We start from the raw sequence: 20,574 nt of genomic DNA, 5'->3' as shown, positions 1-20,574 counted from the left end.
GGAGCGCTCCCGATCTCCCTGCCGCAGCACGTCCGTCGCATCCGGTCGTCCCCCCCCCCCCGCAGAGAGGCCCCCCCATGCGATCGTCACCGCACCGCCTCCGCACCGTCCGCGCCCTGTTCGGCGCGCTGCTCACCACGCTCGCCACCGTCGCGGCGCTGCTCGCCGCCACCGCGCCCGCCCGGGCGGACACGGTCGTCTGCGAGCAGTTCGGATCGACCGTGATCCAGGGCCGCTACGTCGTCCAGAACAACCGCTGGGGCACCAGCGCCCCGCAGTGCGTCACCGCGACCGACTCCGGCTTCCGGCTCACCCAGGCCGACGGCTCCGTGCCCACCAACGGCGCGCCGAAGTCCTACCCGTCGGTCTTCAACGGCTGCCACTACACCAACTGTTCGCCCGGCACCAAGCTGCCGGCGCAGATCAGCACCATCTCCAGCGCGCCCAGCAGCATCTCCTACGGCTTCGTCTCGGGGGCGGTGTACAACGCCTCGTACGACATCTGGCTGGACCCGACGCCCCGCACCGACGGCGTCAACCGCACCGAGATCATGATCTGGTTCAACCGGGTCGGCCCGATCCAGCCGATCGGCTCCCAGGTCGGCACCGCCTCCGTCGGCGGGCGCACCTGGGAGGTGTGGACCGGCAGCAACGGGTCCAACGACGTGATCTCCTTCGTCGCGCCCTCGGCCGTCTCCAGCTGGAGCTTCGACGTCATGGACTTCGTCGACCAGACCGTGGCCCGGGGCATGGCGCAGAACAACTGGTACCTGACCAGCGTCCAGGCCGGCTTCGAGCCCTGGCAGAACGGCGCCGGGCTCGCCGTGAACTCCTTCTCCTCCACCGTCAACACCGGTGGCGGCGACCCGGGCGGCCCCGGCGGCCCGGCGGCGGCCTGCCAGGTGACGTACGGGACCAGCGTCTGGCAGGGCGGCTTCACCGCCGACGTGACCGTGAAGAACACCGGATCGGCTGCGGTCGACGGCTGGCGGCTCGGCTTCACCCTGCCGTCCGGGCAACGGGTCACGAGCGCCTGGAACGCGACCCTGTCCGGTACCTCCGGCGCCGTCACGGCGAGTCCCGTCGCGCACAACGCGCGCATCGCGGCCGGCGGCACCCAGAGCTTCGGCTTCCAGGGCACGTACGGCGGCACCTTCGCCAAGCCGGCCGGCTTCACCCTGAACGGCACGGCCTGCTCCGTCGCCTGACCCGCGGCGCACCGACCCGCTCCGGGTTCCGCCCTGCGCCGAACGGGCGGGCCCCGGAGCGTTCCACCCGCAGTACCGGGACACGGCAGGGCCGGTTTCCCCGCGCCACGCACCAGGGGCGTACGGACCTGGTCCACGGCCGCCCATGGGGGCCCGCCCCTGGCCGTCCCGGCACCTCCTGCACGGCGCGGTCCGCTCGAGTGCCGCACCGCGCGCTCTGCCCGGGCCGTACCACCGGCTCACCGGCGAGTCCCTTGCCGCGCACCCGGCTCGAGCTCCGCACCTCGGCCCGCCCGGGTCGTGAAGGGACGGTCGGAGCGGCCGGGCGGGCCGTCCCGGAGGCCCGCACGACCGGCTCGCTCCGGGTGGCCCGGGCGAGGCGAGCCGCCTGCCGGGCTCCGGCCCGGACCACCCAGCATGCCCCGCTCGGCTCGAACCCGCACCGCTCCCGCCCCTCCGGCCCGCTTCCGGAAGGGCTCCGCCGGACCCGTGCCACCCCGCTCCGCTGGACCTGCGCCACCCCCGTCCCCCGTACCCCCCCCACCGAGGAGCGCACATGTCAGACCGGACCGGACGCGCGGACACCCGCCCGCGCTGGCCGCACCGCAAGCGGACGGCTGCCCTGGCCACCGCGGTGAGCACGCTGCTGCTGGGTGCGGCGGCCCAGTTGGCCGCACCCGAGGCGTCCGCCGCGGAGGCGCACGTCGACAACCCGTTCGCGGGCGCCTCGTTCTACGTCAACCCGGACTACGCGCGCCTGGTCGACGGGTCCATCGCCCAGACCGGCGACGCGACCCTCAGGGCCAGGATGGAGAAGGTCAAGGGCTATCCGACGGCCGTCTGGCTGGACCGGATCGCCGCCATCCACGGCGGTGAGGCCAACGCGGGCCGCAAGAGCCTCGCCGACCACCTGGACCTGGCGCTCGCCCAGAAGAAGCCCGGCCGGCCGCTCGCCGCCACCTTCGTCGTGTACGACCTGCCGGGCCGCGACTGCTCCGCCCTCGCCTCCAACGGCGAACTGCCGCTCACCGCAACCGGGTTGGCCCGCTACAAGAGCGAGTACATCGACGAGATCGCCGAGGTCTTCGCCGACCCCAAGTACCAGGACATCCGCATCACCACGGTCATCGAACCGGACGGCCTGCCGAACCTGGTCACCAACCTCAACGACCCCGAGTGCGCCCAGGCCAAGAGCAGCGGCATCCAGGTCGACGCCATCCGCTACGCCCTGAACAAGCTGCACGCCGTCCCGAACGTGTACACGTACCTGGACTTCGCCCACTCCGGGTGGCTGGGCTGGGACAACAACCTCGCCCAGACCACCCAGTTGTACACGGACGTCGTCAAGGGCACCACGGCCGGTCTCGGCAGTGTCGACGGCCTGATCACCAACGTCGCCAACTACACGCCGCTCGCCGAACCGTTCCTGACCGACCCGAGCAGGACGGTCGGCGGCAACCCGGTCCGGTCCGGCACGTACTACGAGTGGAACCCGAACTTCGACGAGTCGGACTTCACCAAGGCCGTGCACGCCGCGCTGGTGGCGCAGGGCTGGCCCGCCTCCACCGGCATGGTCGTCGACACCTCCCGCAACGGCTGGGGAGGCGCGGCCCGGCCGACCGCCGAGTCCACCAGCACCGTCCTCGACACCTACGTCAGCCAGTCCAAGGTGGACCGGCGGACCCACCGCGGCCTGTGGTGCAACGTCAACGGCGCCGGTCTCGGACAGCCCCCGCAGGCCTCGCCCGCCGGCCACCCGGACTCGCACCTGGACGCCTTCCTGTGGATCAAGCCGCCGGGGGAGTCGGACGGGGCCGGCAAGGACATCCCGAACGACGAGGGCAAGCGTCCCGACCCGATGTGCAACCCGGACTACACGGCGCCCAACGCGGGCGGCAACCCGACCGGCGCCATGCCGGACGCGCCGCTGGCCGGCCACTGGTTCCACCACCAGTTCTCGATGCTGGTGCGCAACGCGTACCCGGCCGTGCCCGTCGACGGCGGCGGTGAGCCCGACCCCACCGACACCACCGCTCCCACCGTGCCGACCGGCCTGAGGGCCACCGCGAAGACCGCGAGCAGTGTCTCCCTGGCGTGGACGGCGGCCACCGACGACGTGGGCGTCACCGGCTACGACGTGTACCGCAACGGCACCAAGGTCAACGCCTCGACGGTCACCGGCACCGCGTTCACCGACATCGGGCTGACCGCGGCCACGGCGTACGGCTACACCGTCCGGGCGCGCGACGCCGCCGGGAATGTCTCCGCCGCCTCCACCGCGCTGAGCGTCACCACGGAGGCGGGCGGCGGCGGACCCGACCCGGCCGGCGGTCTCAAGGTCACCTACAAGAACAACGACGCCTCGGCCACGGACAACGGCATCCGCCCCGGCCTGCGGATCGCCAACACCGGCAGCGCCTCCGTGGACCTCGGCAAGGTCACCGCCCGCTACTACTTCACCCGGGACGGCGGCTCGTCCACCGTGAACGCCTTCTGCGACCACGCCGCCATCGGCTGCTCCAGCCTCACCCTGCGGGTGGTGCCGCTGAGCACCCCGGTCGCGGGCGCCGACGCCTACCTGGAGGTCGGATTCCGCAGCGGCACCCTGGCCGCCGGCAAGGACACCGGCGACCTCCAGCTGCGCCTGGCCAAGTCCGACTGGTCCGCGTTCGACGAGAGCGACGACCACAGCCGGACCACCGCCGCCTCCTACACGGACGCCCCGAGGATCCCCGCCTACCTGAACGGCACCCTGGCCTGGGGCGCCCCACCCGCCTGACCCGCCCCGAACCTCCGGGGAGACAACCGAACCCACCACCCCCACAGGAGAGAACATGGCTCGAAGCACCAGACGCCCCCTGTCCTTACTGGCGGTCCTGGCCACCCTGCTCAGCGGGCTCGGCCTGGCCCTGATCGGCCAGAACAGTGCGCAGGCGCACGGCGTGACGATGACTCCCGGCTCGCGGACCTACCTCTGCTGGCTGGACGCCAGGACCAGCACCGGCTCCCTGGACCCGACGAACCCCGCGTGCAGGGCCGCGCTCGCCGAGAGCGGCGCGTCGGCGCTGTACAACTGGTTCGCCGTGCTCGACTCCAACGCGGGCGGGCGCGGCGCGGGTTACGTCCCGGACGGCAAGCTGTGCAGCGCCGGCGACCGCTCCCCGTACAACTTCACCGGCTACAACGCCGCCCGCGCCGACTGGCCCCGTACGCACCTCACCTCCGGTGCGACGATCCGCGTCAAGCACAGCAACTGGGCGGCGCACCCGGGCGACTTCCGGGTGTACGTCTCCAAGCCCGGCTACTCACCCACCAAGCCGCTGGGCTGGGGCGACCTGGAGCTGATCCAGACCGTCACCAACCCGCCGCAGTCCGGCTCGGTGGGCACCGACTCCGGCCACTACTACTGGGACCTGAAGCTGCCGTCCGGCCGCTCGGGTGACGCCATGATGTTCATCCAGTGGGTGCGCTCGGACAGCCAGGAGAACTTCTTCTCCTGCTCCGACATCGTCTTCGACGGAGGCAACGGCGAGGTGACGGGCATCCGCGGTTCGGGCGGCACCCCGGACCCGACGCCCACGCCGACCCCGACGCCCACCGACCCGCACACCGGGTGCATGGCTCTCTACAAGGTGACGAACTCCTGGGGCGGTGGCTTCCAGGGGTCCGTCGAGGTGATGAACCACAACACCACCGCGCGTGACGGCTGGGCCGTGCGCTGGCAGCCGGGTGCCGGCACCCGGATCAGCCAGGTCTGGAACGGAAGCCTGAGCACGGGCACCGACGGCACGGTCACGGTGAGACACGTGGACCACAACCGCACCATCCCGCCGGACGGCACCGTCACGTTCGGCTTCACGGCCACCTCGACCGGGAACGACCTGCCGGTCGGTTCCGTCACCTGCGTCAACCCGTAACACCGTGCACGACGGCGCCGGCTCCCCGGACGTGGGGGCCGGCGCCGTCCCGCGCCCGCGGGTCAGGCGGCGAACGCCTCGGCCGGCCCGTTCACCGGCTGCGGGGCACCGGCCAGGTCGAGCACGAACAGCGACACGCCCAGCACGTCGGCCCGGGCGCGGGCCTCGTCGTCGTACCCGGCGAGGGAGAAGTAGACGCAGGCGGTCGCGGACTCCGTCATCGCGGTCAGCCACAGGCACTCCACGTTCCGCGCGTCCGCCGGGCGGACGGTCGGATCCACCCAGGCCAGCACGCCCGGGGCGGCGAGCCCCGCGCCGGAGGGAGGGCGCCGGTCGGCGCGCCGCACGCCCCGGTGGCCCAGCCAGCGCAGATAGAGGGCGACGGTGATGACCGCGTCCCGTGCCGTGCGGATGGCGACCGGCCGGAAGGCGGGGCGCACCGGCCGCGGCGGGATGCCGGGCACGGCGCCGCGCACGTCCGTCACCGGGAACCGCAGCACCGTGCCGCAGGAACAGCCCAGCTCCGGACGCGGCCACGCGGAGGGCCGGTCGCAGGCCGCGCAGTGCACGGTCACCCACTCCTCCTCCCAGGAACGGTGGGTGACGGCGGCCGGCTCCGCGCGCGGGTCGAGCGGTGGCGCGACGGGCGTCCCGCAGGGGCACGGGTAGGACGGCACGGCGAACAGATGGGCGCGCCCACAGGCCGGACAGCGCACCGACACGCTCTGGGACATGCCCCCCATGCTCCACCCGCGGGCCCGCGCCTGTCCGCTGCTCGGCCCATTGCCCGGACGTCTCTTGACGGCTCGTCCGCACCCTCCTACATTGCTTCCAGATAGTAGAAGTTTGTTTCCGTAATGCGGAAAGTGCTCGCGGCGGGGCGCGACGGGAGTGCGTATCCGACAGCCGAACCAGGAGTAGTTCCATGGCTCGAATGACCGCTGCCCGCGCGGCAGTTGAGATCCTCAAGCGCGAGGGCGTCGCCGACGCGTTCGGTGTCCCGGGCGCGGCGATCAACCCCTTCTACGCGGCCCTCAAGGCCGCCGGCGGGATCACCCACACCCTCGCCCGGCACGTCGAGGGCGCCTCCCACATGGCCGAGGGCTACACCCGCACCCACCCGGGCAACATCGGTGTCTGCATCGGCACCTCCGGGCCGGCCGGCACCGACATGATCACCGGCCTGTACTCGGCCATCGGCGACTCCATCCCGATCCTGTGCATCACGGGCCAGGCCCCGACCGCCGTGATCCACAAGGAGGACTTCCAGGCGGTCGACATCGCCTCGATCGCCAAGCCGGTCACCAAGATGGCCGTGACCGTCCTGGAGGCCGCGCAGGTCCCGGGCGTCTTCCAGCAGGCGTTCCACCTGATGCGCTCCGGTCGGCCCGGGCCCGTCCTCATCGACCTGCCGATCGACGTGCAGCTGACGGAGATCGAGTTCGACCCGGAGACCTACGAGCCGCTCCCCGTCTACAAGCCCGCCGCGAGCCGCGCCCAGATCGAGAAGGCGATCGGGATGCTGAACGCCTCCGAGCGGCCGCTGATCGTCGCGGGCGGCGGTGTCGTCAACGCCGACGCCGCCGACCTGCTCGTCGAGTTCGCCGAGCTGACCGGCACGCCCGTCGTGCCCACCCTGATGGGCTGGGGCCTGCTGCCCGACGACCACGAACTGAACGCCGGCATGGTGGGCCTGCAGACCTCGCACCGCTACGGCAACGCGACGTTCCTGGAGTCCGACTTCGTCCTCGGCATCGGCAACCGCTGGGCCAACCGCCACACGGGCAAGCTCGACGTCTACACGGCGGGCCGCACGTTCGTCCACGTGGACGTCGAACCGACCCAGATCGGCAAGATCTTCGCCCCGGACTACGGCATCGCCTCCGACGCGAAGGCGGCCCTGCGGCTGTTCGTCGAGGTCGCCCGCGAGCTGAAGGCCGCCGGGCGGCTGCCCGACCGCTCGCAGTGGGCCGCCGCCGCACAGGAGCGCAAGGCCACGCTCCAGCGCCGCACGCACTTCGACGACATCCCGATCAAGCCGCAGCGCGTCTACGAGGAGATGAACAAGGCCTTCGGCCCGGAGACCCGGTACGTCTCCACCATCGGCCTCTCGCAGATCGCCGGCGCCCAGATGCTGCACGTCTACCGGCCCCGGCACTGGATCAACTGCGGCCAAGCCGGCCCGCTCGGCTGGACGATCCCGGCCGCGCTCGGCGTCGCCAAGGCCGACCCGGAGGCGTCCGTCGTCGCCCTCTCCGGCGACTACGACTTCCAGTTCATGATCGAGGAACTGGCGGTCGGCGCCCAGCACCGGATCCCGTACGTCCACGTCCTGGTGAACAACTCCTACCTGGGGCTGATCCGCCAGGCGCAGCGGGCGTTCGACATCGACTTCCAGGTCAACCTGGAGTTCGAGAACCTCAACTCGCCGGAGATCGGCGTCTACGGCGTCGACCACGTCAAGGTCGCCGAGGGCCTCGGCTGCAAGGCGATCCGGGTGACCGACCCGGCCGAGCTGGGCAGTGCCCTGGAGCAGGCGAAGAAGCTCGCCGCGGAGTACCGGGTCCCGGTCGTCGTCGAGGCCATCCTGGAACGCGTCACCAACATCGCCATGTCGACCACCAACGACATCGGCAACGTGGTCGAGTTCGAGGAACTCGCCACCGAGCCCGCGCACGCGCCGACGTCCATCAGGACGCTGAAGGTCTGACCCGCGAGCCGCAGGGGCGGTCCGTCCACCGGGACGGACCGCCCCTGCGGCGTTCCCATGTCTCCGTGTCTCCTGGCGGCCCCGCCGCCCACTCCGGCCCTGCGGGCCAGGGCGGGCCGGGGCGGGACTGACGTCCGGGATCGACCGGGACCCGCCGCCCCCGTGCCGGCGGGTCCCGTGTGCCGAGAATGTGCCCGGCCCCGGGGGCTGTTGAAGCCCCCGGGGCCGGGTTCAGAGGTTCATTTGAGGGTTCCGTACGGCGGGTACGACCGGTGCCGTACGGGTGTCTGCGACGGGAGGCGCCGGGGCGGTCACGGTTCGTGGTGCTCGGACAGGCCCGGCCAGTCGTCCGGGCCGCCGCCCTGCCATTCGACGAGGTCGCTGTCCGCGACGTCCGTGACGTACAGGTCCGCCAGCCGCAGGATCTCGGCGACGTCGTCGGAGTGCGTCGCGACGCCCAGCGGCTCGTCGCCCAGGGTGACCCGGCGGGATCCGTCCAGGGCGGGTGCGTGGACCACGACGTGCGGGCGCTCGGTGGGAGGTGCCATGCCTTCAGGCTGCTGCGCCCGGCGCGTTCGCGCATCCCGGGCGCTGTGGCCGTCCGGCGGCGCGAGGCTGGGCGCGACAGGACGTTCGCGCCGCCGGACGGGGTCGGGGGGGGGGGGGGGGGTGGTGGTCCGTATGGGGACCGCGGCGGGTGCGACGGAACCGGGGGCGGCTTCCCTCAGGTCGAGACGCCGCTTCCGGATCCTTCACCACCGCACTGGCTCGCTCGCCGCCGCGGTCCTCGCCCCGACCGTGTCCGTGCCCGGGGTGACCACCCCTCATCCGGGTCGTCCCCGGGCGGTCGGACACGGCCGGGGAGCTCAGTCCTCGCGCAGCGCGCGGACGGCCTCCTCCACGCGCCTGCCGTACTCGGGGTCGGCGGCGTGGAAGTGCGCGAGGTTCTTCTCGATCACGTCGTCGCGGGACACCTGGGACAGGCCTCCGGCGATGTTCGCGACCAGCCGGGACTTCTCCTCCGCGGACATCAGCCGGTACAGCTCGCCCGCCTGGAAGAAGTCGTCGTCCTTGGTGTGCAGGGGCGCGGCGTGGGTGCCCGTGTGGCCGTGCACCGCGAGCGGGGCCGAGAGCGGGCGGCCGGTCTCGACCGGGCCGTCGTAGGAGTTCGGCTCGTAGTTCTTGGCGTACCGGCCCTGCGGGTTGGACGCCATGAGGCCGTCGCGGCCGTAGTTGTGGGCGGTCGTGGCCCGGGGCGCGTTGACCGCGAGCTGCGTGTGGTTGACGCCCAGGCGGTAGCGGTGGGCGTCCGCGTAGGCGAACAGGCGGCCCTGGAGCATCTTGTCGGGCGAGGGGCCGATGCCGGGGACGAAGTTGTTCGGGGAGAACGCGGCCTGCTCGACCTCGGCGAAGACGTTGTCCGGGTTGCGGTCGAGGACCAGCCGGCCCACGCGCCGCAGCGGATGGTCGCCGTGCGGCCAGACCTTGGTCAGGTCGAACGGGTTGAAGCGGTACTCCGCCGCCTCGGCCGCGGGCATGATCTGCACGTACAGCGTCCAGGACGGGTGCACGCCCCGCTCGATGGACTGCAGCAGGTCCGTCTGGTGCGAGTTGGGGTCCTGGCCCGCGAGCTCCGCGGCCTGCTCGCTGCTCAGGCAGCGGATGCCCTGGTTCGTCTTGAAGTGGTACTTGACGAAGAAGGCCTCGCCGCGGGCGTTCGTCCACTGGTAGGTGTGCGAGCCGTAGCCGTTCATGTGCCGGTACGAGGCCGGGATCCCGCGGTCGCCCATCAGCCAGGTCACCTGGTGAGTGGCCTCGGGGGAGTGGGCCCAGAAGTCCCAGACGTTGTCCGGCTCCTGACGGCCCGTGAACGGATCGCGCTTCTGCGAGTGGATGAAGTCGGGGAACTTGACGGGGTCCTTGACGAAGAACACCGGGGTGTTGTTGCCGACCAGGTCGTAATTGCCCTCGGCGGTGTAGAACTTGACGGCGAAGCCGCGCGGGTCGCGCACGGCGTCCGCACCGCCGAGGCTGTCGGCCACGGTGGAGAAGCGCAGGAACACCTCGGTGCGCCGGCCCACCTCGCCGAGGAAGTCCGCGTGGGTGAAGTCGGTGACGTCGTCGGTCACTTCGAAGTGGCCGTAGGCGCCGGAGCCGCGGGCGTGCACCACGCGCTCCGGGATGCGCTCGCGGTTGAAGCGCGCCAGCTTCTCCAGCAGATGCTGGTCCTGGAGCAGGAGCGGGCCGCCGATGCCGGCGGAGGCTGAGTTCTGGTTGTCGGCGACGGGGGCGCCGGACTCGGTGGTGAGCACGCGCTGCGACATCGTGACCTTCCGTACGAGAGGGCAGCGGAAAAGTGTTTCCGCTTTGTGGAGCCTAGGGTGGGGCAATCAGAGCGTCAACAGTTTGTTGAAGCAGTGGGCACGGCTGGTACCGGGCGGCGCCGCCCCTCTGGGCGCGACAGGACAGGTGTCAGGGGCGGCGCCGCCCGGAGTCGAGGGACCCCGGGTGGGGAGGGGTCAGATCTGGGCGCCGGAGAGGCGCTCCACGGCCCGCAGCAGCGCCGAGTGGTCCAGGCCGCCGTCGCCCTGGGCGCGCAGGGAGGCGACCAGCTGGGCGACCACGGCGCCGACGGGCAGGGCCGCGCCGACGGTGCGGGCGGCGTCCGTGACGATGCCCATGTCCTTGTGGTGCAGGTCGATCCGGAAGCCCGGCTTGAAGTCGCGGGCGAGGAAGTTGTCCTTCTTGCGGGTCAGCACGGTCGAGCCGGCCAGGCCGCCGTTCAGCACGTCCAGGGCGGCCTTCAGGTCCACGCCGGACTTCTCCAAAAAGACCACGGCCTCCGCGCACGCCTGGATGTTCACCGCGACGATCAGCTGGTTGGCCGCCTTCACGGTCTGGCCGGAGCCGTGCGGGCCGCACAGCACGATGGTCCTGCCGAGGGCCTGGAAGATCGGTTCGGCCTCGTCGAAGTCGGCCTGCTCGCCGCCCACCATGATGGACAGCACGGCCTCGATCGCCCCGGCCTCGCCGCCGGACACCGGGGCGTCCAGCACGCGGATGCCCTTGTCCTTCGCCGCCTTCGCCAGGTCGATCGACGTCTGCGGCGTGATCGAGGACATGTCGATCAGCAGCGCGCCGGAGCGGGCGTTCTCCAGGATGCCGTCCGGGCCGTAGGCGATGGCCTCCACCTGCGGGGACGCCGGGACCATGGTGAGGACGACGTCGGCGTCCGCCACGGCCTCGGCGATCGAGGACGCGGCGGTGCCGCCGGCGGCGGCCAGGCGGTCCAGCTTGTCCCGCTCCAGCGTGTAACCGGTGACCTGGTAACCCGCCTTGATCAGGTTCTCGGACATGGGCGAGCCCATGATGCCGAGGCCGATCCAGGCGACCTTGGGGAGAGTGCTGCTCATGATGGGGTGCCTTTCGGTGCAGGGGTCAGCGGGACAGCCAGTCGAAGGCCTCGGCGCTCGGGCGCTCGCCCGGCTTGTACTCGAGGCCGACCCAGCCGTCGTAGCCCGCCTTCTTCAGCTGGTCGAGGAGGTCTTCGAGGGGCAGCGAGCCCGTGCCGGGCGCTCCGCGTCCGGGGTTGTCGGCGATCTGGACGTGGCCGGTCTTCGCGGCGTACCGCTCGATCACCGACGGGAGGTCCTCGCCGTTCATGGACAGGTGGTAGAGGTCCATGAGGAAGCGCGCGTTGCCCAGTCCCGTCGCCTCGTCGACCTTGTCGACGACCTCGACGGCGGCGGGCGCGGACACCAGCGGGTACAGCGGCGACTCGGGCTTGTTCAGCGCCTCGATCAGCAGCACCGCGCCGATCCGGTCGGCGGCGCGGGCCGCCAGGACCAGGTTCTCCAGCGCGAGCGCGTCCTGCTCGGCCGGGTCCACGCCCTCGACGCGGTTGCCGTACAGGGCGTTCAGGGCCGTGCAGCCCAGCGCGGCGGCGAAACCCGCGGCCACGTCGATGTTGGCGCGGAACCGCTCCGACTCCTCGCCGGGGACGGACAGGGCGCCGCGGTCCGGGCCCGGCAGCCGGCCGGCGTAGAAGTTCAGGCCGGTGAGGCGCACACCGGCGTCCTCGATCGCGCGTTGCAGGGCGTCGAGTTCGGACTGCGGGGGCGTGGGCGAGTCGACCCAGGGCCACCACAGCTCGACCGCGCCGAACCCGGCCGCCGCGGCGGCCGCCGGGCGCTCCAGCAGGGGGAGCTCCGTGAAGAGGATCGACAGGTTGACGTTGAAGCGCTGGTCTGCGAATCCCATCGGGGCGGCGCTCCCTTCCGTGTCTTCCGCGACTATTTCCGTATTGCGGAATCTTGTTTCTGCTTAACGGAAGACTGCCTGCGGGGTGCGAGGGCTGTCAAGAGGGGCTGCCGGAAAGTCGGCACCGCGCGTTAGGTTGTGCGCGTGCGACTGAGAGTGGAGTTCACGACCGAGCCCTTCGACCTCGACGAGGCCCCCGCGCACGCGGTGGTGGCCCGCGAGGTCGTCGAGGCCGCCGAACTGGACGCCGTGGACGTGGGTCCGTTCGGCAACACCGCGGAGGGCGGCGCCGACGCGGTGCTCGGCGCCGTGGACGCCCTGCTCCGCAAGGCCCTGGCGGCCGGCGCCACCCGGGTCTCGCTCCAGGTCAACGTGATCGACGGGGACGCCTCGTGAACGGCACGGGGCACGAGTCGTTCATCGCGGCCGTCAAGCCCCTGGTCGACGCCATGGGCGGCGAGATCCTCCCGCCCGACGAGGCCGGCCCCGACGACGTCGTGCTGGCCTGGGAGGGCAGCGACGCCGTCGCCGTACGGCTGCCGCAGCTGGCCGACTCCCTCGACCACATCCTGGCCGCCATGGAGCGCCGCAAGGGTATGCCGCTGGCGGACCTCGACCGCAAGGCCAAGCAGGAGGTCGTGCGGATACTCGAGGCGCGCGGCGCCTTCTCCGTGCGGCACGGCGTGGAGACGGTGGCGAGCGCTCTCGGCGTCAGCCGCTTCACCGTCTACAACTACCTCAACCGCGAGAAGGGGGCCTGACGGGAGCGGTCGCCGCCCGTCCGGTTTCGCGCCACCGAATTTTCAACAAACTGTTGACGTGCTGTCGCGGTTGGGCGTTAGCTATCGGCACGCCCGTCCAGCACGAAGGCCCTATCCGGCCACGGAGGCTCCCGTGACTTCCACTTCCACGCCACCGGGCCTGGCCCGGTTCAACGCCCTGGAGGAGCACGCGGCCTGCGCCGCGCTCCACGAGGCGTGCGCGTCCACGGCGTGGGCGAAGCGACTGCTCGCCGCCCGCCCCTACCTCGTCCCCGAGGACATGTACGCGGCGAGCGACGCCGCCACGGCGGAGCTGACGGCCGCCGACCTCGACGAGGCGATGGCCGGCCACCCGCCCATCGGCCGTCCCACGCCCGGCGACCCCACCTCGGCGCGGGAGCAGCGCGGCATGGCCGGCGCCTCCGAGGCGCTCAAGGCGGAGATGCTGGAACTGAACCTCGCCTACCAGGAGAGGTTCGGCCACGTCTTCCTGATCTGCGCCACCGGCCGCACCGGCGAGCAGATGCGCGACGCGGTCAGGGAGCGCCTCGGCAACACGCCGGAGCAGGAGCGGGAGATCGTCCGCGCCGAACTGGGGAAGATCAACCGCATCCGTCTGGCCCGACTCGTCGAAGAGGACTGACAGCAGCATGAGCACCTCCGCCACCGCGTCCGTGTCCACGCACATCCTGGACACCAGCGCCGGCCGCCCCGCCGAGGGCGTCGCCGTCCACCTGTCCGCCCGCGCCGGGCGTGCGGCCGACTGGCAGGCGCTCGGCGGCTCGGCGACCGACGCGGACGGGCGGTGCAAGGACCTGCCGGCCCTGCCGGAGGGAACGACCCACGTACGGCTCGACTTCGCCGTGGAGCCGTACTTCACCGACAAGCAAGCCGATGCGCAGCAGGACGCCCCCGCGAACCGGGACAGCGGCGCCGGTGTGTTCTTCCCGGAGGTGGCGATCACGTTCGCCGTCGTACCGGGCGAGCACTACCACGTACCGCTGCTGCTCAACCCGTTCGGCTACTCCGTTTACCGAGGGAGCTAGCTACAGATGGCAGACACTTCCCGCCCTGCCCGCACAGACGTTTCCCGCCCTGCCCGCCCGGTGATCCTGGGCCAGAACCAGTACGGCAAGGCCGAGAACCGAGTCGTCAAGATCACGCGGGACGGCGCCACCCACCACATCAAGGACCTCAACGTCTCCGTCGCCCTGTCCGGCGACATGGAGGAGGTCCACTACTCCGGCTCCAACGCCAACGTCCTGCCGACCGACACCACCAAGAACACGGTGTTCGCCTTCGCCAAGGAACACGGCATCGAGTCCGCCGAGCAGTTCGGCATCCACCTGGCCCGGCACTTCGTCACCAGCCAGCAGCCGATCCACCGGGCCCGCATCCGCATCGAGGAGTACGCCTGGGAGCGGATCGAGGCCTCCGACGCCAACTCACGGTTCATCGGCGCCGACGACGTCAAGCACTCCTTCGTCCGCAAGGGCCAGGAGGTCCGGCTCACCCAGGTCACCTACGACGGTGAGAAGTGGGAGGTGATCTCGGGCCTGAAGGACCTGGTCGTGATGAACTCGACCAACTCCGAGTTCTGGGGCTACGTCAAGGACAAGTACACGACCCTGAAAGAGGCCTACGACCGCATCCTGGCCACCGAGGTGTCGGGCCGCTGGCGGTTCAACTGGACCGACGACGACGAGCGCATGCCCCACTGGGAGAAGTCCTACGAGCAGGTGCGCAAGCACATGCTCCAGGCCTTCGCCGAGACGTACTCGCTGTCGCTCCAGCAGACGCTCTACCAGATGGGCGCGCGGATCATCAACCACCGCAGCGAGATCGACGAGGTCCGCTTCTCCCTCCCGAACAAGCACCACTTCCTGGTCGACCTGGAGCCGTTCGGCCTGAAGAACGACAACGAGGTGTACTACGCCGCCGACCGGCCCTACGGCCTGATCGAGGCGACGGTCCTGCGGGAGGGCCGCGAGGCGCGGATCCCCGAGGACCTCACCAACCTCTGACGTCCCCCTCTTTTTCGGCACCCGTGGCCGGGGGAACCCGTCTCCCGGCCACGGCACTCAAACTCCCGGGGTCCTGCCGTGCCCTCTCCAACTCAGCACACACCGTGAAAAGGGACGAACCATGGCAGCAGACCGGCGCATCGTCATCGAGAACTGTGCGATCGCGACCGTCGACGGACACGACACCGAGCACGCCCGCGGGCACGTCGTCATCGCCGGCAACCGCATCGAGTCCCTCGGCGCGGGCCCCGCCCCCGAGGGCCTGCAGAACGTGGCCCGCCGCATCGACGCCTCCGGCCACCTCGTGACCCCCGGCCTGATCAACACCCACCACCACTTCTACCAGTGGATCACCCGCGGTCTGGCCACCGACCACAACCTCTTCGACTGGCTCGTCGCGCTCTACCCCACCTGGGCGCGCATCGACGAGCCGATGGTCCGCGCGGCCGCCCAGGGCTCGCTGGCCATGATGGCCCGCGGCGGCGTCACCACCGCCATGGACCACCACTACGTCTTCCCGCGGGGCTCCGGCGACCTGTCCGGCGCGATCATCGGCGCCGCCCGGGACATGGGGGTCCGCTTCACCCTCGCCCGCGGCTCCATGGACCGCAGCGAGAAGGACGGCGGCCTGCCCCCGGACTTCGCCGTGGAGAGCCTCGACGACGCGCTGACCGCCACCGAGGAGACCGTGCGCCGGCACCACGACTCCTCCTTCGACGCCATGACCCAGGTCGCCGTCGCACCCTGCTCGCCCTTCTCCGTCTCCACCGAACTGCTGCGCGACGGCGCGCAGCTGGCCCGCCGCCTCGGCGTCCGGCTGCACACCCACGGCTCGGAGACCGTGGAGGAGGAGAAGTTCTGCCACGAGCTGTTCGGCATGGGCCCCACCGACTACTTCGAGTCCACCGGCTGGCTCGGCGAGGACGTGTGGATGGCGCACTGCGTCCACATGAACGACTCCGACATCGCCGCCTTCGCCCGCACCCGGACCGGCGTCGCGCACTGCCCGTCCTCCAACGCCCGCCTGGCGGCCGGCATCGCCCGCGTCCCCGACATGCTCGCCGCCGGCGTGCCTGTCGGCCTGGGCGTGGACGGCACCGCCTCCAACGAGTCCGGCGAACTCCACACCGAGCTGCGCAACGCCCTCCTCGTCAACCGCCTCGGCGGTCACAAGGAGGCCGCGCTCAACGCCCGCCAGGCCCTGCGCCTGGGCACCTACGGCGGCGCCCAGGTGCTCGGCCGGGCGGCGGAGACCGGTTCCCTGGAACCCGGCAAGCTCGCCGACCTGGTGCTGTGGAAGATGGACACGCTGGCCCACGCCTCCATCGCCGACCCGGTGACCGCGCTGGTCTTCGGCGCGGCCGCCCCGGTCACCGCCTCCTTCGTGGACGGCCGGCAGATCGTCGAGGACGGGCGGCTGCTCACGGCCGACGAGGACGCCATCGCCCGCGCGACGCGGGACGAGGCCCGGCGCCTGGCGCGGATCGCCGCCGAGGCCTGACCACCCGGATACTCCGGCCGGGAGGGACGGCTCCCGGCCGGTGGCCGCGGACCCGAGCGGGGTCCGCGGCGGCTGTCTCCGAGGGGCGTGCGCCCATGCGCGCGCCCCCGGGGACGGTCATCACCGTCCGCCGGTCCCGCACGACCACCCGCACCACCTCCATGACACCCACGGCAGCCGTTCCGGTGCAGCCGTGTAACCGACCGGAGGGACGCCGCTGTGGCCGACCACCCCGTTGACGAGAAACTCCCCGCGCTCAAGATGGCGACGACCGGCCTGCAGCACGTGGCCGCCATGTACGCCGGAGTCGTCGCCCCGCCCCTGATCGTCGGCGCGGCCATCGGCCTCTCCGCCACCGACCTGACCTTCCTCACCGGCGCCTGCCTGTTCACCGCGGGCCTCGCCACCTTCCTGCAGACCCTCGGCATCTGGAAGATCGGCGCCCGGCTGCCGTTCGTCAACGGCGTCACCTTCGCCGGTGTCGCCCCGATGACCGCGATCGTCGCCTCCACCGACGACAAGTCCGACGCCCTGCCCGTCATCTTCGGTGCGGTCATCGTCGCCGGACTTCTCGGCTTCCTGGCCGCCCCCGTCTTCTGCAAGGCGGTCCGCTTCTTCCCACCGGTCGTCACCGGGTCCGTGATCACCCTGATCGGCATATCCCTGCTGCCCGTCGCCTTCGGCTGGGCGCAGGGACCGAACCCGGCCGCGCACGGCTACGGTTCGGCGACCAACCTGGGCCTCGCCGGCGCGACCCTGCTGATCGTGCTGCTGCTGCGCCGGTTCACCCGGGGCTTCGTCAAGCAGATCGCCGTCCTGCTCGGCCTGGTCGTCGGCACGCTCCTCGCGATCCCCTTCGGCGTCACCGACTTCGGTCCGGTCGCACAGGCGGACGTCGTCGGCTTCCCCACCCCCTTCCACTTCGGCGCACCGCAGTTCCAGCTCGCCGCGATCCTGTCGATGTGCGTGGTGATGGTGGTGTCGATGACCGAGTCGACCGCCGACATGCTGGCCCTCGGCGAGATCGTCGAGCGCCCGGCCGACGAGAAGACCATCGCGGCCGGCCTGCGCGCCGACACCCTGGGCTCGGCGATCAGCCCTCTGTTCAACGGCTTCATGTGCAGCGCCTTCGCGCAGAACATCGGCCTGGTCGCCATGACGCGCATCCGCAGCCGGTTCGTCGTCGCCGCCGGTGGCGGGTTCCTGGTGCTGATGGGCCTGTGCCCGATGGCGGCCTCGCTGATCGCCGTCGTACCGCGCCCGGTGCTCGGCGGGGCGGGCGTCGTCCTGTTCGGCTCGGTCGCCGCCAGCGGCATCCAGACGCTGGTCCGGGCCGGACTGCACAAGGACAACAACGTCCTGATCGTGGCCGTCTCCCTGGCCGTCGGCATCATCCCGATCACGGCGCCGGAGTTCTACCACGCCTTCCCGGAGACGGCCCGCATCGTCCTGGACTCGGGCATCTCGACGGGCTGTGTGGCGGCCGTGCTGCTCAACCTGGTCTTCAACCACCTGGGCGGGGGCGGCCGCGACGCGCACGACGTGACCCACCCGATGGAGACGGGCAAGGAGCTGACGGGCGTACCCGCCGCCCCGTCGGCGTCCTGAGAGCGCCCCGCGGCCCGCTCCCGAGGGCCGTGCCCCGGAACCGGCCTCACGCCGGCCGGGGCACGGCCCACGGGCGCCTACAGCCCGAACAGGCCCGGGTCCGACGCCAGCTTGCGGAACACCGCGGCCGGATCGGCGACCAGCTTGCGCCGCTCGAGGTCGAGGATCCCGCCGACCGCCGAGATCTCGGCGGCGACCGTGCCGTCGGCCTTCACGACGGCCTGCTCGATCCGGAAGGTCTTGCCACCGCCCCACACGAAGGCGCAGGTCACCTCGACCTCGTCACCCGCGAGCAGCTCCCGCCGGTAGCGGATGGTCGTCTCCAGGGCGACCGGGCCCACGCCGGTGCCGACGAGGGCGGTCTGCGTGATCCCGGCGGCCTGGAGCAGCGCCCAGCGGGCGTGCTCGGCGTAGTTGAGGTACACCGCCTGGTTGAGGTGCCCCTGCACGTCGGTCTCGTACCCGCGGACGGTGACAGGGACGGAAAACGGCTCGCTCACGGCTTCCCCTTCGCAACTCTCGTGCACTGCGCAACGATCCACCGATCCTGACATGCCCCTCACGCCCGGCGCGGCGAGGCCAGGAGATAGCGGGTGCCGGTGCGCGGCTCGCGGTGCTCGCTCACCTGCCAGCCCGCCCCTTCGAGGGTGGCCGCGCAGGCCCCCAGGGCCCCGGGGTCCGGTTCCTGGACGGCGACGGCCTCGGGCTGCGGGGTGTCCCGCACCCGGTACCCGCCGTCCTCCGGGCCGGCGGGGCGGTGCCCGGCCGCCTCCAGGGCCAGGGCCGCGGCCTGCACCAGATGCGTGCGCTCCCAGCCGCACGGCCGGTCCACCGAGCCGTCCGGGTTGGTCATCCGGCGCAGCTCCACCAGGCCCTGCCAGGCGCTGTGCACCTCGCGGCGCCGCGCGGGCCCGGACGGCGGCGGATCGGGCTCGCCGCCGGTGCGGGCCGCGAACACGCCGGTCGGGGCGGGGGCGGCGCCGCCCGGCTCGGGTGCCTGGGTGATGCCCTGGCGCACCCGGTGCCCCTCCGGTGTGAGGAAGTGGTCGTGCGGCGGCCTAGGGTGCCGGAAGGCCAGTCCCCGCCCCACCAGCGCCGTGAGCTGCGCGGGGGTGCCCCTGAGCCGTCCCGTGACCGGGTCGGCGGCGTCGATGACACGCTGCTGCGCGGCGGTCGGCGGTCGGGTCACGGCGTGCTCCTCTCCGGCGTCGGCAGGCCCCGGGGCACTCGCCCCACCTGCTCGCAGGCTACGGCCCGCCACTGACACCCGCCCCGCCACCGGCCCGGCGCCTACTGCCGGTACCCGGCGAGGAACCGTCCGATCCGGCCGATCGCCGCCTCCAGGTCGTCGGCGTACGGCAGGGTCAGGATCCGGAAGTGGTCGGGCGTGGGCCAGTTGAAGCCGGTGCCCTGCACCACCTGGATCTTCTCCCGCAGCAGCAGGTCGAGGACGAACTTCTCGTCGTCGTGGATCGGGTACACCCGCGGGTCCAGCCGGGGGAAGGCGTACAGCGCGCCCTTGGGCTTCACGCAGCTCACGCCCGGGATCTCGTTGAGCTTGCGCCAGGCCACGTCCCGCTGCTCGCGCAGCCGCCCGCCCGGCGCGGTCAGCTCGCCGATGGACTGCCGGCCGCCGAGCGCGGCCTGGATGGCGTACTGCGCGGGCGCGTTGGCGCACAGCCGCATGGACGCCAGCATGGTCAGGCCCTCCAGGTAGTCCCTGGCGTGCTGCCGGGGGCCGGTGACCACCAGCCAACCGGAGCGGAAGCCCGCCACGCGGTGGGTCTTGGACAGGCCGCAGAAGGTGAGGACCACCAGGTCGGGGGCGAGCGCGGCGGCCGAGTGGTGCACGGCGTCGTCGTAGAGGATCTGGTCGTAGATCTCGTCGGCGAAGACCATCAGGCCGTGCCGCCGGGCGAGGTCGAGGATGCCCTCGACGACCTCCTTCGGGTAGACCGCGCCGGTGGGGTTGTTGGGGTTGATGATCACGACCGCCCTCGTACGGTCCGTGATCTTCGAGGCCATGTCGTCGAGGTCGGGGTACCACTCGGCCTGCTCGTCGCACAGGTAGTGGACCGCCCTGCCGCCCGCGAGGGTCGTCACGGCCGTCCAGAGGGGGAAGTCCGGGGCGGGGATCAGGATCTCGTCGCCGTCCTCGATCAGCGCCTGGACGGCCATCGACACCAGCTCGGACACGCCGTTGCCGAGGAAGACGTCGTCGACGCCGACCTCCAGGCCGAGCGTCTGGTACCGCTGGGCGACCGCGCGGCGGGCGGAGAGGACACCGCGCGAGTCGGTGTAGCCGTGCGCGCGCGGCAGCATCCGGATCATGTCCTGCACGATCTCCTCGGGCGCCTCGAAGCCGAACAGGGCCGGGTTGCCGGTGTTCAGCCGCAGCACGCTGTGCCCGGCCTCCTCCAGCGCGTCGGCGTGCTCGATCACCGGGCCGCGGATCTCGTAGCAGACCTCGCTCAGCTTGCTCGACTGGCGGAACTCCATGTGCTGCTTCCCCTCTGGCGACTGGTGCTGCTTGGTTTTACCAAGTAGTCGCTTGGAAAGTCCAACAACTTGTCTAGACTGCCCCG

The 20,574-nt window shown here is 71.8% G+C and carries 19 protein-coding genes; 11 read left to right on the top strand and 8 right to left on the bottom strand.

Annotation, left to right across the window (positions count from 1 at the left end; translation table 11 throughout):
- The first annotated feature begins 77 nt into the window (after nt 1-77).
- From ACH4C6_RS18185 to ACH4C6_RS18175, 3 genes are all read left to right on the top strand, one after another.
- Complete coding sequence (locus tag ACH4C6_RS18185; protein ID WP_398109575.1) at nt 78-1,208, top strand: cellulose binding domain-containing protein; 1,131 nt, start codon at nt 78-80, stop codon at nt 1,206-1,208.
- Between the two features lie 556 nt (nt 1,209-1,764).
- Nucleotides 1,765-3,987 (top strand): glycoside hydrolase family 6 protein, encoded by a 2,223-nt coding sequence (locus ACH4C6_RS18180; RefSeq protein WP_398109574.1) that lies wholly within the window; start codon nt 1,765-1,767, stop codon nt 3,985-3,987.
- A gap of 55 nt (nt 3,988-4,042) precedes the next feature.
- Entirely contained in the window at nt 4,043-5,125 is a 1,083-nt protein-coding gene (locus ACH4C6_RS18175) for a lytic polysaccharide monooxygenase (protein ID WP_398109573.1), read from the top strand.
- Between the two features lie 62 nt (nt 5,126-5,187).
- Here ACH4C6_RS18175 and ACH4C6_RS18170 read toward each other — a convergent pair whose 3' ends face one another.
- A complete protein-coding gene (locus ACH4C6_RS18170) occupies nt 5,188-5,868 on the bottom strand; it encodes a hypothetical protein (protein ID WP_398109572.1) in 681 nt (226 codons plus the stop codon).
- Between the two features lie 182 nt (nt 5,869-6,050).
- Here ACH4C6_RS18170 and gcl point away from each other — a divergent pair, with 182 nt between their 5' ends.
- The gene (gene gcl / locus ACH4C6_RS18165) at nt 6,051-7,835 is read left to right on the top strand and encodes a glyoxylate carboligase (RefSeq protein WP_398109571.1); all 1,785 of its coding nucleotides are present in this window, start codon (nt 6,051-6,053) and stop codon (nt 7,833-7,835) included.
- Nucleotides 7,836-8,146: 311 nt separating this feature from the next.
- Here the strand turns inward: gcl and ACH4C6_RS18160 are convergent, their stop codons facing one another.
- From ACH4C6_RS18160 to ACH4C6_RS18145, 4 genes are all read right to left on the bottom strand, one after another.
- On the bottom strand, nt 8,147-8,383 hold the full coding sequence (locus tag ACH4C6_RS18160) for a hypothetical protein (RefSeq protein WP_398109570.1): 237 nt from the start codon (nt 8,381-8,383) through the stop codon (nt 8,147-8,149).
- Nucleotides 8,384-8,701: 318 nt separating this feature from the next.
- On the bottom strand, nt 8,702-10,159 hold the full coding sequence (locus ACH4C6_RS18155; RefSeq protein WP_398109569.1) for a catalase: 1,458 nt from the start codon (nt 10,157-10,159) through the stop codon (nt 8,702-8,704).
- Between the two features lie 195 nt (nt 10,160-10,354).
- A complete protein-coding gene (locus tag ACH4C6_RS18150; RefSeq protein ID WP_398109568.1) occupies nt 10,355-11,248 on the bottom strand; it encodes a 2-hydroxy-3-oxopropionate reductase in 894 nt (297 codons plus the stop codon).
- A gap of 25 nt (nt 11,249-11,273) precedes the next feature.
- A complete protein-coding gene (locus ACH4C6_RS18145) occupies nt 11,274-12,095 on the bottom strand; it encodes a TIM barrel protein (protein WP_398109567.1) in 822 nt (273 codons plus the stop codon).
- A 144-nt stretch (nt 12,096-12,239) separates the two neighbouring features.
- Between ACH4C6_RS18145 and ACH4C6_RS18140 the strand changes: the two genes are divergently transcribed.
- The 7 genes from ACH4C6_RS18140 to ACH4C6_RS18110 all read left to right on the top strand — a co-directional run bounded on the left by ACH4C6_RS18140 (nt 12,240) and on the right by ACH4C6_RS18110 (nt 17,989).
- The gene (locus ACH4C6_RS18140; RefSeq protein WP_369195127.1) at nt 12,240-12,491 is read left to right on the top strand and encodes a hypothetical protein; all 252 of its coding nucleotides are present in this window, start codon (nt 12,240-12,242) and stop codon (nt 12,489-12,491) included.
- Entirely contained in the window at nt 12,488-12,856 is a 369-nt protein-coding gene (locus tag ACH4C6_RS18135) for a helix-turn-helix domain-containing protein (RefSeq protein ID WP_398109566.1), read from the top strand. The genes ACH4C6_RS18140 and ACH4C6_RS18135 overlap by 4 nt, the downstream gene beginning before the upstream one ends.
- 133 nt (nt 12,857-12,989) lie before the next feature.
- Nucleotides 12,990-13,499 (top strand): 2-oxo-4-hydroxy-4-carboxy-5-ureidoimidazoline decarboxylase, encoded by a 510-nt coding sequence (uraD, locus tag ACH4C6_RS18130; protein WP_398109565.1) that lies wholly within the window; start codon nt 12,990-12,992, stop codon nt 13,497-13,499.
- Nucleotides 13,500-13,506: 7 nt separating this feature from the next.
- On the top strand, nt 13,507-13,902 hold the full coding sequence (uraH, locus tag ACH4C6_RS18125; protein ID WP_398109564.1) for a hydroxyisourate hydrolase: 396 nt from the start codon (nt 13,507-13,509) through the stop codon (nt 13,900-13,902).
- Nucleotides 13,903-13,908: 6 nt separating this feature from the next.
- Complete coding sequence (pucL, locus tag ACH4C6_RS18120; protein WP_398109563.1) at nt 13,909-14,880, top strand: factor-independent urate hydroxylase; 972 nt, start codon at nt 13,909-13,911, stop codon at nt 14,878-14,880.
- 121 nt (nt 14,881-15,001) lie between these two features.
- Nucleotides 15,002-16,381 (top strand): 8-oxoguanine deaminase, encoded by a 1,380-nt coding sequence (locus ACH4C6_RS18115; protein ID WP_398109562.1) that lies wholly within the window; start codon nt 15,002-15,004, stop codon nt 16,379-16,381.
- A 219-nt stretch (nt 16,382-16,600) separates the two neighbouring features.
- Nucleotides 16,601-17,989, top strand: coding sequence for a nucleobase:cation symporter-2 family protein (locus ACH4C6_RS18110; protein WP_398109561.1), 1,389 nt, complete (start codon nt 16,601-16,603; stop codon nt 17,987-17,989).
- A 77-nt stretch (nt 17,990-18,066) separates the two neighbouring features.
- Here ACH4C6_RS18110 and ACH4C6_RS18105 read toward each other — a convergent pair whose 3' ends face one another.
- The 3 genes from ACH4C6_RS18105 to ACH4C6_RS18095 form a co-directional block, all read right to left on the bottom strand.
- Entirely contained in the window at nt 18,067-18,489 is a 423-nt protein-coding gene (locus ACH4C6_RS18105) for an acyl-CoA thioesterase (protein WP_398109560.1), read from the bottom strand.
- Between the two features lie 59 nt (nt 18,490-18,548).
- Nucleotides 18,549-19,178 carry a hypothetical protein gene (locus tag ACH4C6_RS18100; protein WP_398109559.1) on the bottom strand — a complete coding sequence of 210 codons (630 nt, stop codon included), beginning with the start codon at nt 19,176-19,178 and terminating at the stop codon, nt 18,549-18,551.
- Between the two features lie 101 nt (nt 19,179-19,279).
- Nucleotides 19,280-20,488 carry a pyridoxal phosphate-dependent aminotransferase gene (locus ACH4C6_RS18095; RefSeq protein WP_398109558.1) on the bottom strand — a complete coding sequence of 403 codons (1,209 nt, stop codon included), beginning with the start codon at nt 20,486-20,488 and terminating at the stop codon, nt 19,280-19,282.
- Nucleotides 20,489-20,574 lie beyond the last annotated feature (86 nt).

Origin of the sequence: Streptomyces sp. NPDC017943 (assembly GCF_044328425.1) — a bacterium.
GTDB classification, from domain to species: Bacteria; Actinomycetota; Actinomycetes; order Streptomycetales; family Streptomycetaceae; genus Streptomyces; species Streptomyces djakartensis_A.
The sequence above is the reverse complement of the archived record's forward strand: the minus strand, read 5'-3'. Positions and strand labels throughout refer to the sequence as shown.

Excerpts from the sequence above, each read along its gene's own strand:
- ACH4C6_RS18175 (WP_398109573.1), top strand. The coding sequence starts at position 4,043 with ATGGCTCGAAGCACCAGACGCCCCCTGTCCTTACTGGCGGTCCTGGCC.
- ACH4C6_RS18115 (WP_398109562.1), top strand. The coding sequence starts at position 15,002 with ATGGCAGCAGACCGGCGCATCGTCATCGAGAACTGTGCGATCGCGACC.
- ACH4C6_RS18185 (WP_398109575.1), top strand. The coding sequence starts at position 78 with ATGCGATCGTCACCGCACCGCCTCCGCACCGTCCGCGCCCTGTTCGGC.
- ACH4C6_RS18150 (WP_398109568.1), bottom strand. The coding sequence starts at position 11,248 with ATGAGCAGCACTCTCCCCAAGGTCGCCTGGATCGGCCTCGGCATCATG.
- ACH4C6_RS18145 (WP_398109567.1), bottom strand. The coding sequence starts at position 12,095 with ATGGGATTCGCAGACCAGCGCTTCAACGTCAACCTGTCGATCCTCTTC.
- ACH4C6_RS18155 (WP_398109569.1), bottom strand. The coding sequence starts at position 10,159 with ATGTCGCAGCGCGTGCTCACCACCGAGTCCGGCGCCCCCGTCGCCGAC.
- gcl (WP_398109571.1), top strand. The coding sequence starts at position 6,051 with ATGGCTCGAATGACCGCTGCCCGCGCGGCAGTTGAGATCCTCAAGCGC.
- ACH4C6_RS18095 (WP_398109558.1), bottom strand. The coding sequence starts at position 20,488 with ATGGAGTTCCGCCAGTCGAGCAAGCTGAGCGAGGTCTGCTACGAGATC.
- uraH (WP_398109564.1), top strand. The coding sequence starts at position 13,507 with ATGAGCACCTCCGCCACCGCGTCCGTGTCCACGCACATCCTGGACACC.
- ACH4C6_RS18160 (WP_398109570.1), bottom strand. The coding sequence starts at position 8,383 with ATGGCACCTCCCACCGAGCGCCCGCACGTCGTGGTCCACGCACCCGCC.
- ACH4C6_RS18170 (WP_398109572.1), bottom strand. The coding sequence starts at position 5,868 with ATGGGGGGCATGTCCCAGAGCGTGTCGGTGCGCTGTCCGGCCTGTGGG.
- pucL (WP_398109563.1), top strand. The coding sequence starts at position 13,909 with ATGGCAGACACTTCCCGCCCTGCCCGCACAGACGTTTCCCGCCCTGCC.
- ACH4C6_RS18180 (WP_398109574.1), top strand. The coding sequence starts at position 1,765 with ATGTCAGACCGGACCGGACGCGCGGACACCCGCCCGCGCTGGCCGCAC.